This is a genomic window from Photobacterium atrarenae (genome assembly GCF_024380015.1).
Lineage (GTDB): Bacteria > Pseudomonadota > Gammaproteobacteria > Enterobacterales > Vibrionaceae > Photobacterium > Photobacterium atrarenae.
Window position 1 is genome coordinate 1,145,031 of record NZ_CP101509.1, and the last position, 16,661, is coordinate 1,161,691.

At 55.1% G+C, this 16,661-nt stretch carries 11 protein-coding genes; 10 read left to right on the forward strand and 1 reads right to left on the reverse strand.

The features are described 5' to 3' along the window. Positions 1 to 38: 38 nt before the first annotated feature. From NNL38_RS21240 to NNL38_RS21275, 8 genes are all read left to right on the forward strand, one after another. Entirely contained in the window at positions 39 to 491 is a 453-nt protein-coding gene (locus NNL38_RS21240; RefSeq protein WP_255390857.1) for a TlpA family protein disulfide reductase, read from the forward strand. A 75-nt stretch (positions 492 to 566) separates the two neighbouring features. Beyond that, the gene (locus tag NNL38_RS21245) at positions 567 to 1,820 is read left to right on the forward strand and encodes a hypothetical protein (RefSeq protein ID WP_255390858.1); all 1,254 of its coding nucleotides are present in this window, start codon (positions 567 to 569) and stop codon (positions 1,818 to 1,820) included. 200 nt (positions 1,821 to 2,020) lie between these two features. After that, positions 2,021 to 3,688 carry an Lcl C-terminal domain-containing protein gene (locus tag NNL38_RS21250; protein WP_255390859.1) on the forward strand — a complete coding sequence of 556 codons (1,668 nt, stop codon included), beginning with the start codon at positions 2,021 to 2,023 and terminating at the stop codon, positions 3,686 to 3,688. After that, a complete protein-coding gene (locus NNL38_RS21255) occupies positions 3,685 to 6,297 on the forward strand; it encodes a cytochrome c peroxidase (RefSeq protein WP_255390860.1) in 2,613 nt (870 codons plus the stop codon). The genes NNL38_RS21250 and NNL38_RS21255 overlap by 4 nt, the downstream gene beginning before the upstream one ends. 316 nt (positions 6,298 to 6,613) lie before the next feature. Continuing rightward, on the forward strand, positions 6,614 to 8,203 hold the full coding sequence (locus tag NNL38_RS21260; protein WP_255390861.1) for a BCCT family transporter: 1,590 nt from the start codon (positions 6,614 to 6,616) through the stop codon (positions 8,201 to 8,203). 12 nt (positions 8,204 to 8,215) lie between these two features. Next, complete coding sequence (locus NNL38_RS21265) at positions 8,216 to 9,232, forward strand: aldo/keto reductase (RefSeq protein ID WP_255390862.1); 1,017 nt, start codon at positions 8,216 to 8,218, stop codon at positions 9,230 to 9,232. A 381-nt stretch (positions 9,233 to 9,613) separates the two neighbouring features. After that, positions 9,614 to 10,957 (forward strand): dimethylsulfonioproprionate lyase DddP, encoded by a 1,344-nt coding sequence (dddP, locus tag NNL38_RS21270; protein WP_255390863.1) that lies wholly within the window; start codon positions 9,614 to 9,616, stop codon positions 10,955 to 10,957. A gap of 13 nt (positions 10,958 to 10,970) precedes the next feature. Continuing rightward, positions 10,971 to 12,524, forward strand: a complete 1,554-nt coding sequence (locus NNL38_RS21275; protein WP_255390864.1) for a BCCT family transporter — start codon at positions 10,971 to 10,973, stop codon at positions 12,522 to 12,524. Between the two features lie 52 nt (positions 12,525 to 12,576). On the opposite strand, the gene NNL38_RS21280 is transcribed toward NNL38_RS21275, so the two are convergent. Beyond that, the gene (locus NNL38_RS21280; protein WP_255390865.1) at positions 12,577 to 13,455 is read right to left on the reverse strand and encodes a LysR family transcriptional regulator; all 879 of its coding nucleotides are present in this window, start codon (positions 13,453 to 13,455) and stop codon (positions 12,577 to 12,579) included. A gap of 238 nt (positions 13,456 to 13,693) precedes the next feature. Between NNL38_RS21280 and NNL38_RS21285 the strand changes: the two genes are divergently transcribed. Then, complete coding sequence (locus NNL38_RS21285) at positions 13,694 to 15,199, forward strand: aldehyde dehydrogenase family protein (protein WP_255390866.1); 1,506 nt, start codon at positions 13,694 to 13,696, stop codon at positions 15,197 to 15,199. Positions 15,200 to 15,268: 69 nt separating this feature from the next. After that, positions 15,269 to 16,615, forward strand: coding sequence for a lyase family protein (locus NNL38_RS21290; RefSeq protein ID WP_255390867.1), 1,347 nt, complete (start codon positions 15,269 to 15,271; stop codon positions 16,613 to 16,615). Positions 16,616 to 16,661: the final 46 nt, after the last annotated feature.

Here is a 16,661-nt window from a genome sequence, read left to right on the forward strand (position 1 = left end):
GAGCGTTGTTCATTCATTTTCACAACCGGATAGACCCCATGATCAAAAAAATGACGTTGCTGACCTTACTCCTGGGCGGGCTGCTGAACACATCGCTGGCGCATGCCTTTGAGGATGCATACGGCGAAGCGTTGTCCTGGCAGGGAAAATGGAAGGTGGTGAACTATTGGGCGGAATGGTGTGGACCATGCCGTCGGGAGATCCCGGCGTTTAATCAGTTATCGACGGAATTTGACGGGCAAGTCATGATGATCGGCGTGAACTTCGACAGCCTTGCCGGGCAGGATTTGATTCAAACGTTGGAACGGTTGGACATCCGGTTTCCGGTGCTGAGCGAGCCGTCGAAAATCAAGGCCAATTTGCCACAACCGGTTGTGTTGCCGACCACCTATATTGTCAATCCTCAAGGTGAGCCTGTGAAGATGCTGGTGGGCGAGCAATCCCGGCAGGACATCCAACAGGCGCTCGCGGCGGTACAGAACGCCACATAACGAACGACCCCCGCAGCGCCTGCTGCACCCCAACCCGTATTCAATTACTTTATTCATGATGATTAAGGACTTCCGATGAAGCGAATGATCTGCGCTTTGAGCTTGCCGTTACTGCTTGTTACGGCTTGTACTTCCCAATCCCAACAGGCTCAATTTCAACAAGAGCAGCCCCAGCAACCCAGCGTCAACCAGCTGGTCAGCCCGGCCGGGGATCACAGCAGCTTGTCGCGCCTGTTTACCAACAGTGACGGCCAGGTGTACCTGTCCTGGGTGGAAGAGAATGCGGAGACTCAAGTCAGCCGCTTGCGCTACGCCACGCTTGAGGATGGTCATTGGCATGAGCCGGCCACCATCGCGTCCGGGGATAACTGGTTTGTGAACTGGGCGGACTTCCCCTCCATGATTGCTGACGGTGATCGCCTTGCCGCGCACTGGCTGCAAAAGCGGGCCGATGGCAAATATGACTACGATGTCAAAGTGGCTTTTTCCGGCGATCACGGTCGTCAGTGGGGAGAGGCGATGACGCCGCACAAAGACGGTGTCAGTGCTGAACATGGTTTTGTCAGTATGCTGCCGCTGTCCGGCCAGCAAACCTTTGTCACCTGGCTTGACGGCCGTTATACCAAAAGCGGGCACGGCGAAGGCAGTCACGCTCACGGCCATGGTGGCGGTGCAATGACCCTTCGCGCCGGGATCTTTGACAGCAAAAGCAACACCGTCGATGAATGGGAGCTGGATCATCGGGTGTGCGATTGCTGCCAGACCAGTGCTGCGATGACCAGCGAAGGGCCGATTGTGGCCTACCGGGATCGCTCCGAATCCGAGATCCGCGATATTTCCGTCGTCCGCTATGTCGATCAGCAATGGACACAGCCAACTGCGGTGTACGCAGATTACTGGCAAATCGAAGGCTGTCCGGTCAACGGCCCGGCGATCACCGCAGCAGACGAGCAGGTCGCTGTGGCCTGGTTTACCATGAGTGGCGATGTGGCGCAGGTGAAATTGGCGGTTTCAAACGATGCGGGAGCGACTTTTGCTGCGCCGGTGATGATCAGCAAAGGAAATACCATGGGACGGATTGCGATCACCACGCTGGATTCCGGTGATATTGCAGTGGCCTGGATGGATCAGCAAGGCGAAAAAGCGCTAATTAACGTCGCGAAGTACAGTCAGCAAGGTGTGCTGCTGAATAAGGTGGTCGCTGCAGAGACCCCTGCGGCCCGCTCGACCGGCTTTCCTTCACTGACGGCCGCGGGTGAGAACCTGTATCTGTCGTGGACCCAGGTGGGGGAAAGCAAACAGGTGAAGACGGCTCAGATAGCGCTGTAAACCGTATCCTGAGTGAAGTACACACATGATGGCGATTCAAAGGGCATGGGGCAATCCTATGCCCTTTTTGTTGGAGGATCAGCCTATACGGCGCATGCCCTGTGATTAATGCGTACTGCTAATGCGAATTATTTTCACTTGCAATTGATTATGCGCGATCGTAATATCTGCGCCCACTCATAATCACATGCAATATAATAATGAAATACAATCAGTTATCAGTATTTTTCACTGTCGCTTTTTTGGGTGGCTGCAATAGCCACGCCACCAGTGAAGACACCGGGACGCAGACCTCCAAGCCAACCCAGACGCAAGGTGAATCGTCTGCCCAGACGGCACAAACGTTGGAGCTGACCAGCGAGCATATCCAACAACTCGATGTATCGACCCTGACATTTGAAGCGCCGGGTGTTTCCGTTCAAACCGCGGGTCAAGTCAGCCAGATCCAGACCAACTTTGGCCGGGCCTCGGTCGATCCGGGTACGGGCCTGTTTGTGTTTCAGCCCTACACAGCACAGGTCGCGCTCAAGCAAGCGGATACCCATCCGGTTTCCCTTCAGGCTTCCGCCCTGCACTATCATTTTGAAATCCGTTATCAAGTTGATGGCGTGGCGTACCAGGTGTCCGGATACGCGTTGCCTCAGCATCAGCAAGCCGATCAGACGTTCGTGCCGCGTTATCTGAAGGTCGATACCGAAGGACAGGTGCTGAGCCCGGACGAGCAGGTGATGACCCTGGCCAAAACAGATTGGTCCTGTGTGCAGGACGCGCAAACCGGCCTGACCTGGCAAACATTGCAGGCTAGTGGCGAGTTTGCGTTTGATTCCAGCTATTACTGGGGCGATCGCAGCCAGCACCATCGGGATTTTGCCCAAGCGTCGTGTGGCCTGACCGGCACCTGTAATACCGACACTCTGGTCGCTGCGGCAAATCAGCAGCAGCTGTGCGGTCAATCTGACTGGCGGCTGCCGACCCGGAATGAGTGGAAAACGATTCTGTCCCAGCAGTTAACTGATGAAGCCCAGCGACTGTCGCCGATCGACAGCTTCTATTTTCCTTTTGTGGATGCCAATTATGATGAAGCGTATTGGACCGGCACCTTCACCCAGTATGCGAACGGCCATGACGCCGATGCGACACCGGGCGATTGGCAGGGCTCGAATTCGACGGTGGGCGATGCCCATGTGATGTGGATGGGCAGCGATTTTGCGGATGACCGGATGCCGCCGCGCTCAACCAATGAGCCGCGCCTGACCATGCTGGTCAGCGGCGCGGTGATTGCCGATGAAGCCAAAGATAGCATTGATGAAGTCACGGCGACCCTCAAGCCGGAGATCAACGCCGATGGCGATGAAGATGCCAACTGGCAGAACCGTTTCGTCAAAAACGGCGTATCCGGTCAGCCGCTGGTGGACCAGTCGGCTCAAGTGTGGGCGTGTACCACAGATACCTACTTTGCATCGGAAGTCCCAAATACTCAGATCCTCTGGCAGCGGGTGGACAAAGACCTGCCGGGGATGACGTTTGAGCAGGCCCGCAGCTATGTTGACACCATCAATGCCGCGACTCTGTGTGGCCGTAATGACTGGCGTCTGCCGACGGAAACCGAACTTAAATCGATTCTGGTAGATAGTTTTGTATTCGACATGGAAGGGATGTCTTACCGGGCGGGCTACGTGAACTCTATTTTTAACGACACCGTGGTCGAAGAGAACAGTTATTACTGGACGCAAACTGCTGGTGAATATTTTCCGGAAACTCAGCATATGGCCGTGGCATTCCAGTCGGAATGGGCAGAAAGCAGCGGTGAAACGAACAGCTCGTTGTATCGGGTACGCTTGATCTCAACCTCGGTGAAGCAGCAATGAGCGGCTCGAATCTGAAATTCAGTGCGGTCGCGCTGGGTGTATCCCTGATGCTCAGTGCCTGTAACGGCTCCGAGGGCCAGCCGTCGTCAGCGGTTGGTCGTGAAACGAGTGGGACGCCGACGACAACGGAAGGCACCCAAACGGTCGCCTTAACGCCGAAAGCACAGGTGACGCAAGGGGCGCAGTTTTCTTATCAATATGCGCTGAAGCCGGGTCAATCCCTGCGGTTGATCGAGCCGCCGAAGCTGGGCGAGGTGATCCTTGCAGGCGATACGCTCACCTATCAGGCGCCTATAACTGCCACCGGGGCGGATGCGTTCCGGCTTGAATTAGTGGATGCCGATCGGGTCACGGAAATCCGTTGGTTGCTGCGGGTGGATCAGAACCCGCAGCGCTTTAGCCAAATCGATCTGCAGGACCCGGCAGCCGCGCCGCACTGGCAGTGTGTCTCGGACGCGGAGACGCATCAGGGGATCACCTGGGCAGTGCCGACAGCGCCATCGCAGGAAACCTATGCCTGGCAGGATTGGGTGGCGACGTTGCCGAATTTAGCCGCGCAGTGCTTTTTGGAGGACAGCGCGTGTAATACCGCGGCGTTGATCGACTATGCCAACGCGCAGCAGTGGTGCGGCAAGGACGACTGGCGATTGCCGTTCGGTTATGAAATGAAAAATTTGGTGAGCGAGCAGGACTATGCGCTGGATCGCAACCAGGCCGCGATTGATCCGTATTTCTTCCCGCAGGTTGGGTTTGAATCGTACTGGCTGGCAGAAGATGCCAGTGAGCTGCAAGTCGATAACCTGGCGTATCGCCAAAGTTTCGGGGCGAACCGACACACGGTGGCGACCCAGAATAAGCGCAAACCGGCCTCGGTAATGCTGGTCAGCGGCGAGTACCGCGATCCGACACTGCCGAGTCAGCAAGTTGAGCCACAGCCGGAAGCGGAGAGCTTTATCCGCCTCAATGCACACGGGCAGCCGCTGGCACGGGAGGCGCAGCAGGACAGCTACGCGCAGACGCCGTGGCGTTGTCTGGACGATATGCGCGGACTGGTGCGGGATAACCTGTTCCTGCGCGACGGCCGTTTCTCTTATGTGTACTGGCTGACGCCGAGCCCTGACGATGTGACGCACACTGCCAACACCTTCGTCGCGGATACTGACGTTGCTCAGTGTGATCAGGACACCTGTACTCTGGACGGGCTGCTACAGCAGCTCAATGATGCGAACACCTGTGGCCGTACCGACTGGCGGGTGCCAACCGCGGCAGAGCTGGCGTTGTTGCTGCATCAGGACGTTGCTGGCGGTGATTACTCGCTGTTTTATCAGACGTCTCTGAATCACCCTGAAGCCGGGGATTACTGGGTCCGGACAACATCCGGGTTCGGGACTCTGGCATTGCCGTCCGTCTCCGGCTTGACGCCGGTCCCGGCACAACCGGGCCAGCAGGCGCGGGTGTTGCTGATGGCGACGGAGTTTGAGCCGCGGGCCACCGAAGATCCGCGCTCGGTCAACAACCATGGTCAGCCGAACATGGCCCGGCTGCGTCAGGACTATGCGACATCCCCGGCGAACTGGCCGGCACCGTTTGTCGATGATATCGTGCAGCATCAAACCATGGGGCTGATGCCCAAACCTGAGTTTCCGCATGCCAACCCGTATCAGGCCGACAAAGTCGAGCTGGGTCGGCAACTTTTCTTCGACACGTTTTTGTCACGGGCCGGGGATGTGTCTTGCGCCAGCTGCCATGATCCGCAAAAAGGCTGGACTGATCAGCGTGAAGTCTCTATCGGTCATGATCGCCAGCGGGGCAAACGAAATGCGCCGACCATCGTCAACAGCGCCTTTTTGCCGGTCCTGTTCTGGGATGGCCGGGCGCTGGATCTGGAGCAGCAAGCGCTGATGCCAATCCAGGATCCGCTGGAAATGGCCGAGTCACTGCCGCACTTGGTTGAGCGGCTGAATGCGCACCCGACCTACCCGGCATCATTTGAAGCGGTGTTTCGTCAGGGGCCGATCACGGCCGAGCAGCTCGGCATGGCTCTGGCGACCTTCCAGCGTACCATTGTGAGTCAGGAAAGCCGGTTTGACCGATTCCTGGCCCAGGCCCCGGCGGGAGAAACCAGCGCGCTGACTGATCAGGAATTGTGGGGATTGGATATTTACCGTCGCAACGGGCGCTGCGTGAACTGTCATATGGGACCGGAGCTGACTAACCATGCCTTTGAAAATGTCGGACTGACCTATTATCAGGCGTTCTACGAAGATCTGGGCCAGTTCAACGTTAATGGCAACAGCGACAGTGTCGGGAAGTTCAAAACGCCATCGCTACGTGACGTGATGAACACCGGGCCGTGGTTCCATAACGGCTTGGTGCATACCATGGACGGGGTGATCTCCATGTATTCGGAAGGCATGGCCAGCAATGCGCCGTTTGGCTGGAGCAAGTACGATCCGAACTACCCGAAGTTGTCTGAAAAAATCCGGCCGCTTAATCTGACGCTACAGGAAGCACAGGCTCTGAAAGCCTTCATGCAGGCAATTACCGCAGAGAGCCCACGGCAGTCGGCGACGGCTGAGCAGCTCGGGATTGAACCGTCAGGTTCGTGATAACCGGCGTCACGCGTCCCAACGCGGGAAATGACCCAATTGACCAGCAGCGCTTCGGCGCTGCTTTTTTTCGCGCCGGCTTAGCCAGGATGACTTCGCCCGGAAGGAGTGTGGCTTCAAACACAAATGCATCGCCAGCTTTTAAGTTGGGTTGTTGTCGGGGCTTTAATTAGTCCTTTATCTTCAATGATTTAATGTCGAATCGTCTTCTTATTGTCGCTCTAGTCATTATGCCATGAGTTAAACTCATTCGCTTCAGGGCTGAAATGTTACAAAAATGTTCCCCATGGTGAACAACAGGTAACAAGGAATGTCCATGAAGAATCTCAGAGCACTGACGTTTTACCCTGCATTTATTTGCATGCTGATTACGGTTTATTTCACGGTGCAGGATAAAGCGTTTTTTATTGAAACGACCTCGGCGATTAATAATCTGATCATTGATGATCTGTCGTGGTTATTTTCGCTCTCAGCGGTACTGGCCGTGATGCTGGTGGTGTATGTGTTTTTTGCCCCCATCAGCCGGGTCAAAATTGGTGGTGAAGATGCCACGCCGATCCTCTCGCCGTTTAAATGGTTTGCCGTGTCGCTGACCACTGTCATCGCGATGGGGATCCTGTTCTGGTCGGTGGCTGAGCCCATCGTGCATTACTACAACCCGCCGGCTTACTTAAACATTGAACCTCACTCTGCCGCGGCAGTGCGGTTCTCCATGTCGACCATTTTCGTACACTGGACGATCACCCCTTACTGTATCTATACCGTTTCCAGTCTGGTGTTCGCGCTGGCGCTGTATAACCTCAAGATGAAGTTTTCCATCGGTTCCATGCTGCGTCCGTTTGTCGGCAAGCTGATCGACGGGCCGGTCGGGGATGCGATTGATGGCCTGGCGCTGTTTGCCGTGGTGATGGGGATGTCTGCGACGCTCACGTCCGGCATTCTGGTGATTGGCGATGGTCTGACCGGCACCCTGGGAATGGCGACCTCTCCTGTGATGTATGGGGGTATTGCGCTGGTGATTATCGGCACGGCGCTGTTCTCTGCCTCAACCGGCCTGCATCGCGGTATTCAGATCCTGTCGCGGATCAATACCTGGTTCTATTTCGGCGCGATTGCATTCATTTTCCTTCTCGGCCCGACCAGCTACATCCTGTCGCTGGGCGTGGAAACCTTCGGGATTTACCTGTCTGAGTTCTTCCAGCGCAATATGGTGACCGGCGCTTCCGGCAACTCGCAGTGGCCGGGCTGGTGGACGGTGGCTTTCTTTGCCAGCTGGTTTGCCTGGGCGCCATTAACCTCGCTGTTCCTGGGTAAGATCGCCCGTGGCTACACAGTGCGCCAGTTCATTATCGTCAATGTGATGCTGCCGTGCCTGTTCGGGTTCTTCTGGTTCAGCACGTTCAGCGGCACTTCGATCTACCTCGACGATTTACTGGATGGTGAGCTGTACCGTGCGTACCAGGAAACTGGCTTTGCCTCGGTGATTTACGTGTTGTTTGATCAGTTCCCGCTGTCCTCGATTGTCAGCACCCTGTTTGTCCTGGTCTGTTTCATTACCTTCATTACGGCAGCGGACTCCAACACCGATGCGATTGGCGGCCTGTGCACGGAAGGCACCGATGCCGAACACCTGACATCGCCATTGTGGATCAAAGCGTTCTGGGGCCTGTCGATTGCGTTCGTTGCCTGGATCAGCGCCAGCTACATCGGGGTTGATGCGGTGAAAATGCTGTTCAACCTGGCTGGGCTGCCCGGGATGCTGATTGTCATCGGGGCAGGTCTATCACTTATCAAACTGATTTCTATGGTCAAGGTCGTTGACGGGAAAGCGATCCTCGAGCCCGCCAGCGAAACAGACTCCGCGCCGGATAGCCCGCGCAACTTCTTTTCAATTCTCGGTAAATAAGAGGGATTCAAAATGGAATATGTACAACTAGGACAATCAGGGCTTCGTGTTTCCCGTCTGTGTCTGGGCACCATGAACATGGGCTCGAAAGAATGGAAACCGTGGATTTTTAATGAGAAAGAGAGTGAGCCCATTATTCGTCATGCGCTGGATCATGGGGTGAACTTTATTGACCTGGCGGACTTCTATTCGATTGGCGCCGGGGAAGAAGTGGTCTGTAATGTGCTCAACCGGATCGGCCAGCGCGATCGGCTGATTGTCACCACCAAGGTGGGCTATGCCATGAACGATGATGTCAATGGCTATGGTCATTCGCGCAAGCACATCATGGACTCGATTGATGCTTCGCTGAAGCGGATGAACATGGATTATGTCGATATCTACATGCTCCATTACTTCGACACCTCAACACCGGTTGAAGAGACCATGGAGGCGCTGAACGATATCGTCCGTAGCGGGAAAGCGCGTTATATCGGAGTGTCGACCATGTACACCTGGCAACTGGCGAAAATTCTTCAGGTGTGCGAGCGCAACGGCTGGGTCAAGCCAATCAACATGCAGCTTCAGCTCAACTGTGCCTACCGGGAAGAAGAGCGGGAAATGATCCCATTCTGCATGGATCAGGGCATTGGGGTGTCGGTCTTCAGCCCGCTGGCACGCGGCATTCTGACCAATGATTTGCAATCGACGCGGAATAAGACCGATTTCTTCACCGCGGAAATGTACAACGATAAAGTGTCGTTTGAAATTGCCCAGTCGGTGGCCCGGGTTGCGGAGCACCGTGGTTGTACACCAGCCCAGATCGCCCAGGCCTGGGTGCTGTCAAAACCTCAGGTGTCTTCGATGCTGGTTGGGGCAGATACAAAAGCGCAGTTTGACAGCGCGCTGGCCGCGCTGGAAACCAAGCTGACCGATGAAGAGCTTTATGAGCTGGATCGGAACTACACGCCGTGTGATCTGATTAATGATTACACCGCAGGCCAGCGGATCCCGCGCGATCCTCGTCCGGTAAAAGGTATTTTTGGCTGATATCGTCATAAATTTCTATCTGTTTTACTGTATTAGTTTTCCCTTGAGTTTGCCCCGGCTGGTCCGGGGCTTTTTTCGTTTCAGGATGCGCTCCGGGAGCCCGTTTGATGTATCCCTCCGGCGGGTTGCCGGTGCTTTATAAAATTGTTTTCTTTTTGTTGTTTTTTCTCGGTTTGACAGCGTTTACTTAGAAAGTGATGGCTATCACTTTTTCTCATGCTTTCTATCGATCCTATCTCCATTTTTTCTGCATTTTTGCGTCGTTTAACCCAGGTGATGACTTTAGCTGATTCGACCATGAGAATTTATGAGTGTCTGGTTTGTTACATATCAATAACAATTAATGTCACTAACAAACAGCAAACATAACAAGGACAAGTGATGACAATGTTAGAGACAAAATTCAGCAGCTCAAATCGTAAGATTGACCCGTCCAGACGACGGGCGACGCAGTTTAAGCCGGACGGCTCAGTCAATGATAATGACCGGGTTGAAATTGGTCCGACGGACCTGGCTTTTGCCGAGTGGGAGGCGCTGGGCCTGACCCCGCCGAACCTGGCGTCTATGCGTGAATATCGTCTGGGGCGTATTGTTCAGCAACTGCAGCAAAGGGACTTAGCCGGCATTTTGCTGTTTGATCCGCTCAACATTCGCTATGCGACTGATTCCACCAACATGCAGTTGTGGATCACCCATAACCATGCGCGTGCCTGCTTTGTTTCTGCCAGCGGTTATATCGTGCTGTGGGATTTCCATAACTGTGAACATCTGTCCGCGCACCTGCCGCTGGTGAAAGAAATTCGTGGCGGCGCCTCGTTTTTTTATTTTGAGACCGGTGATCGCACCCATGAGCATGCCGCGCATTTTGCCAAAGAAATTCAATCTCTGGTGAAAACCCATGGTGGTGAGAACCAACGCATTGCGGTCGATAAAATCGAAATTGCCGGCCTGCGCGAGCTGGACAAGCTGGGACTGTCAATTTTCGACGGTCAGGAAGTAATGGAGCTTGCCCGGGCGGTGAAAAATGAAGATGAGATTAACGCCATGCGTTGCTCTATTGCTTCAACCGAAATCGCGATGCGGGAAATGCAGAAAGCCACGGTCCCAGGCGTGACTGAGAATGATATCTGGTCGGTTTTGCACGCCGAGAACATCAAGCGGGGTGGGGAATGGATTGAATGCCGGATCCTGTCATCCGGTCCGAGAACAAACCCGTGGTTCCAGGAATGCGGCCCGCGGGTGGTGAAATCAGGGGAGCTGCTGGCGTTTGATACCGACCTGATCGGCCCTTATGGTTTCTGCGCCGATATCTCCCGTACCTGGTTGATTGGGGATGTGGAAGCAACACAAGAGCAACGGCGCCTGTACCGCACCGCCTACGAGCATATTCAGCATAACATGGAGATCCTCAAACCCGGTATGACGTTCAGCGAAGTGACTGAATCGGGCTTACTGCTGCCACCGGAGTTCCGCGCGCAGCGGTATGGCGTGATGATGCACGGGGTCGGCTTGTGCGATGAATACCCGTCGATCCGTTACCCCGAAGATCTGGCTGAGCACGGCTACAGCGGTGTCCTGGAGCCGGGGATGGCGCTGTGTGTCGAAGCTTATGTGGGTGAAGTCGGGGGTCTGGAAGGGGTCAAGCTGGAAGATCAGGTGATTATTACGGAAGACGGCTTTGAAAACCTGACCAACTATCCGTTTGAAGCTGAGCTGCTGAAATAAGGGGGAAGGGAAGATGAAAGTCTCACCATGGAAGTTGCATCATAAATCACTGGTTTGTCTGGGTTCGCTGAGTGTGCTGGCGGTCTTTTTTGTGGCGGTCATTATTGCCCCGCAAGCCAGTACCCAATTGTTTAACGACATTAAAGATACCATCAGTGTTCATTTCTCCTGGTTCTATATGGGCAGTGTGGCGCTGTTTATGGCGATTCTGGCTTACTGCGCGTTCAGCTCTGCCGGGAACATCAAGCTTGGCCAGCCCGGCGATCGACCGGAGTTCAGCTACTTTTCCTGGGGTGCGATGTTGTTCAGCACCGGGATGGGGATTGGCTTGGTGTTTTTTGGCGTCGCTGAGCCGGTGATGCATTATATGAGTCCGCCTGTCGTGGATGCACAGTCTGACGTCGCTGTCCGCGATGCCATCAACATTACTTTTTTCCACTGGGGCGTCAATGCCTGGGCAATCTATACCATTGTGGCTTTGGTGATCTCATATTCGGCCTATCGCAAAGGGTTGCCGATTGAAATGCGAAGCGCGTTGTATCCGGTTCTTGGCGATAAGATCCACGGGCCGATTGGTCAATTTGTTGATATCTTTGCGGTGCTGGCAACCGTGGTGGGTATCGTGACCCCGCTTGGGTTCGGGGTGCAGCAGATCAACGCCGGACTGGAATATGTCTTTGGCTTTGAGCAGAGTATCGACCATCAGATCTTACTGATTGCGATCATCGGATTTGTCACTTGCATCTCTCTGATCCTGGGCCTCAAGCGCGGTATCAAACTGCTGTCTGTGGTCAATATTGCCGTGGCGATTGCCTTGATGCTGTATGTGTTCCTGGTATCTGAGAGCACCTATATTCTGAACTCAACCATAGAGAATGTCGGGAACTACCTGACCAGCTTTATTCCGCTCACTTTTGAAACTTACAGTTACAGCAACCCGGACTGGTTCTATGGCTGGACGCTGTTCTACTGGGCTTGGTGGATTGCCTTTGCGGCCCCGACCGGCTTGTTCATTGCCCGTATTTCCAAAGGCCGCACGATCCGCGAGTTTGTGGTGGGTGTGCTGGTGATCCCGGTCGGCTTTTCTATCGCCTGGATCACAGTGTTTGGCAACAGTGCGATTGACCTGATCCATAACCAGGGCGTTACCGAGCTGGGAACGGCGGTGATGGAAAACTCCTCGACGGCTTTGTTTAAGTTCTTTGAGGTGCTGTCTGAGTGGAATATTGCCAGCTATCTGGCCCTGTTCAGTATCTTTGTCTTTTTCATTACCACCTCGGATTCCGGCACCCTGGTGATTAACACGCTGACTTCTGAGCAACAGGAAAATGCACCGGTTTACCAGCGTGTGTTCTGGGTTGTGGCTATTTCGGTGATCACCATCATGCTGCTGCAGTCCGGCGGGATGGGGGCCATTCAGTCAGTGCTGGTGATCCTGGGATGCCCGTTTGCGGTGATTGTTACTGTGATGTGTATCGGTTTTATGAAAGATATCTTCCAGCAAGCCAAAGCGACAGAGGCACTGAAGTTGAGCCACGAACGTTACGCTTCAGATAAAATCTCTTAACCCCCGCGACGGTTGACGTCACTCCGATCGGCCCGGCTGGGCCGATCTCCTTTCAGAATAAATCCAGCGCCCGGTCTTTGAGCCACTCGCAGAAATTATCCACCTTGCCGATCCCAAGCTTTGCCGGAGACACTTTCAGGGTATAGCCGTAACGGCTGCGTGCCTGGAGCGGGCTGAACTGGATCAACGCCCCGCTTTTCAGTGAAAAATCAACCATGTTCTGATCGACAATCGCATAACCGCTGCCGGCAATCGCGGCGTTGATCACTTGCTCCTGGGTGCTCATGGTGATCCCGGGTGCGTGCCCGGCGGGCAGGGGAATATCGGCCGCGGCGAGCCAATCGGCCCAACTGGGCAGGTGATCCCCTTTGTGACGGATATGCAGCATCCGATGGGCATTCTGCTCCAGCTTCATGCAATCAGACAGCAGGTCCTGATTACACACCGCAATATACTTTTCGACGAACAGGATGCGATCTTTTTCGAGATGGCGGTTAATTTCCTCGAAACAGATCTCCAGATCAAAACTGACCCCTTCTTCTTTGTCGGTATACAGGTGCAACTCGTACTGGGGAAAGAGCTGGGCAAAACTGCCGATCCGCGGGCTCAGCCAGCGGGAGCAGAAGGTCGGCGGGGCCAAAATGGTCAGCCGCTGACGCAAATTCGGATCGCGGATAGACGCGATCTCTTTCTCGATTTCAGAAAATGAACCCTGAATCACCTGGAGCAGTTCGAGCCCGGCGGCGGTCAGCTCCAGTTTGCCGGGGGTGCGGGTAAACAGGCTGACGCCCAGGTACTCTTCCAGCTGGCGGATCTGACGGCTCACCGCCCCCTGGGTGACATTCAGGTTTCTGGCAGCCAGGGTAAAGTTCAGGCACTCGCCTGCGGTTTCAAAGACCTTTAACGAATTGAGCGGGGGGAGTGTTCTCACGCGAGTTATCCTTCATCACAAAATGAATACGTCCGAGGGCGGCCATCGCGGTCCTGCGGTGGGCTTACCTTCGAGAAGTTCATGGAGATCAGCGTGTTAACCATATCGACTTTGAAGGTGCCGGGGGCATGATTATATGTCATTCCGGTATGACTTAGTCTCGTTTGTTGCGGATATGTGAACTCACTATATTGAACCTGTTTATTACACAGGCAATGCCGGATGAGGAGAAAGCAAGATGGAACAGACCCTGGCACAGGCAAAACAGTGGGCGCAGGAATGGCTCGGAAAAGAAAAGCAGCAATATGTCGGCGGCAAATGGGTGTCCGGCAGTGTTGAGCAAGCATGGAACATTATTGACCCGAGCAACCAGCAGGTTTTGTGTTCAATGGCACTGGCTTCTGAACAGCTGGTTGAAGAAACCGCGCAAATCGCCAACGCCTGTCACCAGTCTGGTGTCTGGCAGGAAACCAGCCGGACGGAGCGGGCGAATATCCTGCGCCAGATTGCCCAGCTGATCCGCGAGAATACCGAGAAGCTGGCGGTGCTGGAGACACTCCCCAACGGCAAGCTGATTGGGGAGTCGCTTGCTGATGATATCCCGACCTGCGCTGATATTTTCGATTATTATGCCGGTTGGACAGATAAATACTACGGTGAAACTTCGCCGGTGGATAAGGACTACCTCAACTTTACCAGCCAGGAGCCGGTAGGTGCCTGCGCGCTGATCGCCCCGTGGAACTTTCCGCTGTACCAGGCGGCACTGAAACTGGCCCCGGCACTGGCGATGGGCAACACGGTGATCCTCAAGCCGTCGGAGTTCACCCCGCTGACCGCGATCTATCTGTTTGAACTGATCGACGCGCATCTGGATCTGCCGGCTGGCGTGCTGAACCTGCTGGTGGCCGATGGCAAAGCCTCGAACCACCTGACCCTGAGCGACCATATCCACAAGGTGTCATTCACCGGCAGCACCCCGGTGGGCCGCAAGATTATCCAGAACAGCGGGGCGTCGAACCTCAAGGCCACCACGCTGGAGCTGGGCGGTAAATCGCCGTGTATTTTCTTCGCCGATACGCCGGATCTGGACAAAGCCATTGATCGCGCCTTTACCGTGATGTTCTCGCACAAAGGGGAAAAATGCTCGGAGCCGACTCGCTTCCTGATCCAGGAATCGATTTACGATCAGGTGGTTGAAAAGCTCATCGCCAAAGCAGAAGCCATTCAGTGTGGCAACCCGTTTGATGAAGCGAGCCAGCAGGGCCCGCAGTGTAACCAGGCCCAGTTCGACAAAATCATGCAGTACATCGAGATCGGTAAGCAGGAAGCTGAGCTGGTGGCCGGTGGCTATCGCGATACCACGGGCGATAACGCTGAGGGGCTCTATATTCGTCCGACCATTTTCTCGCGGGTTTCGCCCACTACGCGAATTGCCCAGGAAGAGATTTTCGGTCCGGTGCTGTGCTGTATTGCCTTTGAAACCGAGCAGGAAGCGATCGAGATTGCCAACGCGACCCCTTATGGTCTGGCAGCCGGCGTCTACACCTCAGATGTCAAACGGGCTCACCGGATGGCCAATAAGATTGATGCCGGGATGTTCTTTATTAACCGCTATGGTTGCTACGGCCTGAGCAGTCCGTTTGGCGGCTTCCGCCAGAGCGGCTGGGGCAAGGAAATGGCGATCCATTCCCTGTCGTCCTACACCAAGACCAAGTGTATCTGGGTGTACCACGGCGACGATTAATCTGCGGTTCTGAAACCGTCATCCAAGGCGCGACGGATCAGTGTCGCGCCTGTTATTTTGGGGGAAATGATGTCATTTCGAACGGAAACGGACGGGATCGGCCCGATCCCGGTCCCGGAAAATGCGCTTTACGGCGCCCAGACCCAGCGCGCCCTGAACCTGTATCCGGTCGCCGGGCAGAAGACCCTGGGTGATTATCCGGCGCTTGTTAAAGGGCTGCTGGCGGTCAAAGCAACCGCGGCCCGGGTGAACCGGAACCATGGTGAGCTGGATGCGGTGCTGGGGATGAATATTGAGATTGTGTGTCAGTCCCTGATGGAGGACTTTTCACCTGAGCTTTTCCCGGTCCATGCCTTTCACGGCGGCGGGGGGATCTCCACCAATATGAATCTCAATGAGGTGATTGCCAATCTGGTCAACAGCAAGTTCTACAATCAGCTGCCGGGCAGCTATTCACCGGCGCATCCCAATGATCAGATCAATCTTAACCACTCGACCAGCGATTGTCTGCAAACGGCCAGCCATCTCGCCGCGCGGGCTGAAGGGTTGTCGCTGATTGAAGCCCTGCACCGGCTTGAACACGCACTGGGCTGTTTACAGCGGCAGCACCGGGGCCAGCAAAAGATAGCGCGAACCTGTCTGCAGGATGCGGTCGCCATTGATTTTGCCGATTTTTGGGGCGGGATGCTGGCCTCTGTCGAATCGTATCGCGACAAACTGGCCCGGGCCTGCGATGGGTTGCTGGCGGTGAACCTCGGTGCCAATATCATCGGCCGGGCAGGGGATTGCTCGCCGGCGTTTGCGGCCGAGTGTATCGAGGCGCTGAATCAGACCACCAGCGGCCACTATACCCGGCACTGTAATTTCTATCAGTGCAGTCAGTCGCTCGATGCGCAGGTGGCTTTGGCGGCAGAAGCGGAAAGCCTCGCGGGCTTTCTGGTCAAAATGGCCAAAGATATCCGCCTGATGGCGTCCGGGCCGGAAACCGGCCTGGCTGAAATTGTACTACCGGCTGTGCAGCCGGGTTCCAGTGCGATGCCCGGTAAAGTGAATCCGACCATTCCGGAGTTCATGGTCCAGTGTGCGATGCAGGCGATTGGGCATTGTACGGCGGTGAAGCTGAGTCATGGTCACGGTGAGCTGGACTACACGCCCTGGGGCATGCTGGTGATCACCAACCTGCTCGATGCCGTCGACCACCTGACCAAAGGCGTGGCGGTGTTTGCCGATCAGTGCGTGATTGGGATCCGGCTTCATCCCGAGACCAATCAGCAGAATGTTGATTCGCTGATCCCGACGGTGATTGAGCTGAAAAAGCGAATGGGCTACCAGCAAACGTCAGCGCTGGTGAAGCAGCTCAACGGCGACAAAGTTGCCTTGAAAGCACATTTGGCGTCGCTGACGACGAGTGAGTGACAGAGAGCGGTACCCACCCGTCCGCCAGGTGGTCTTTGCCATCTGG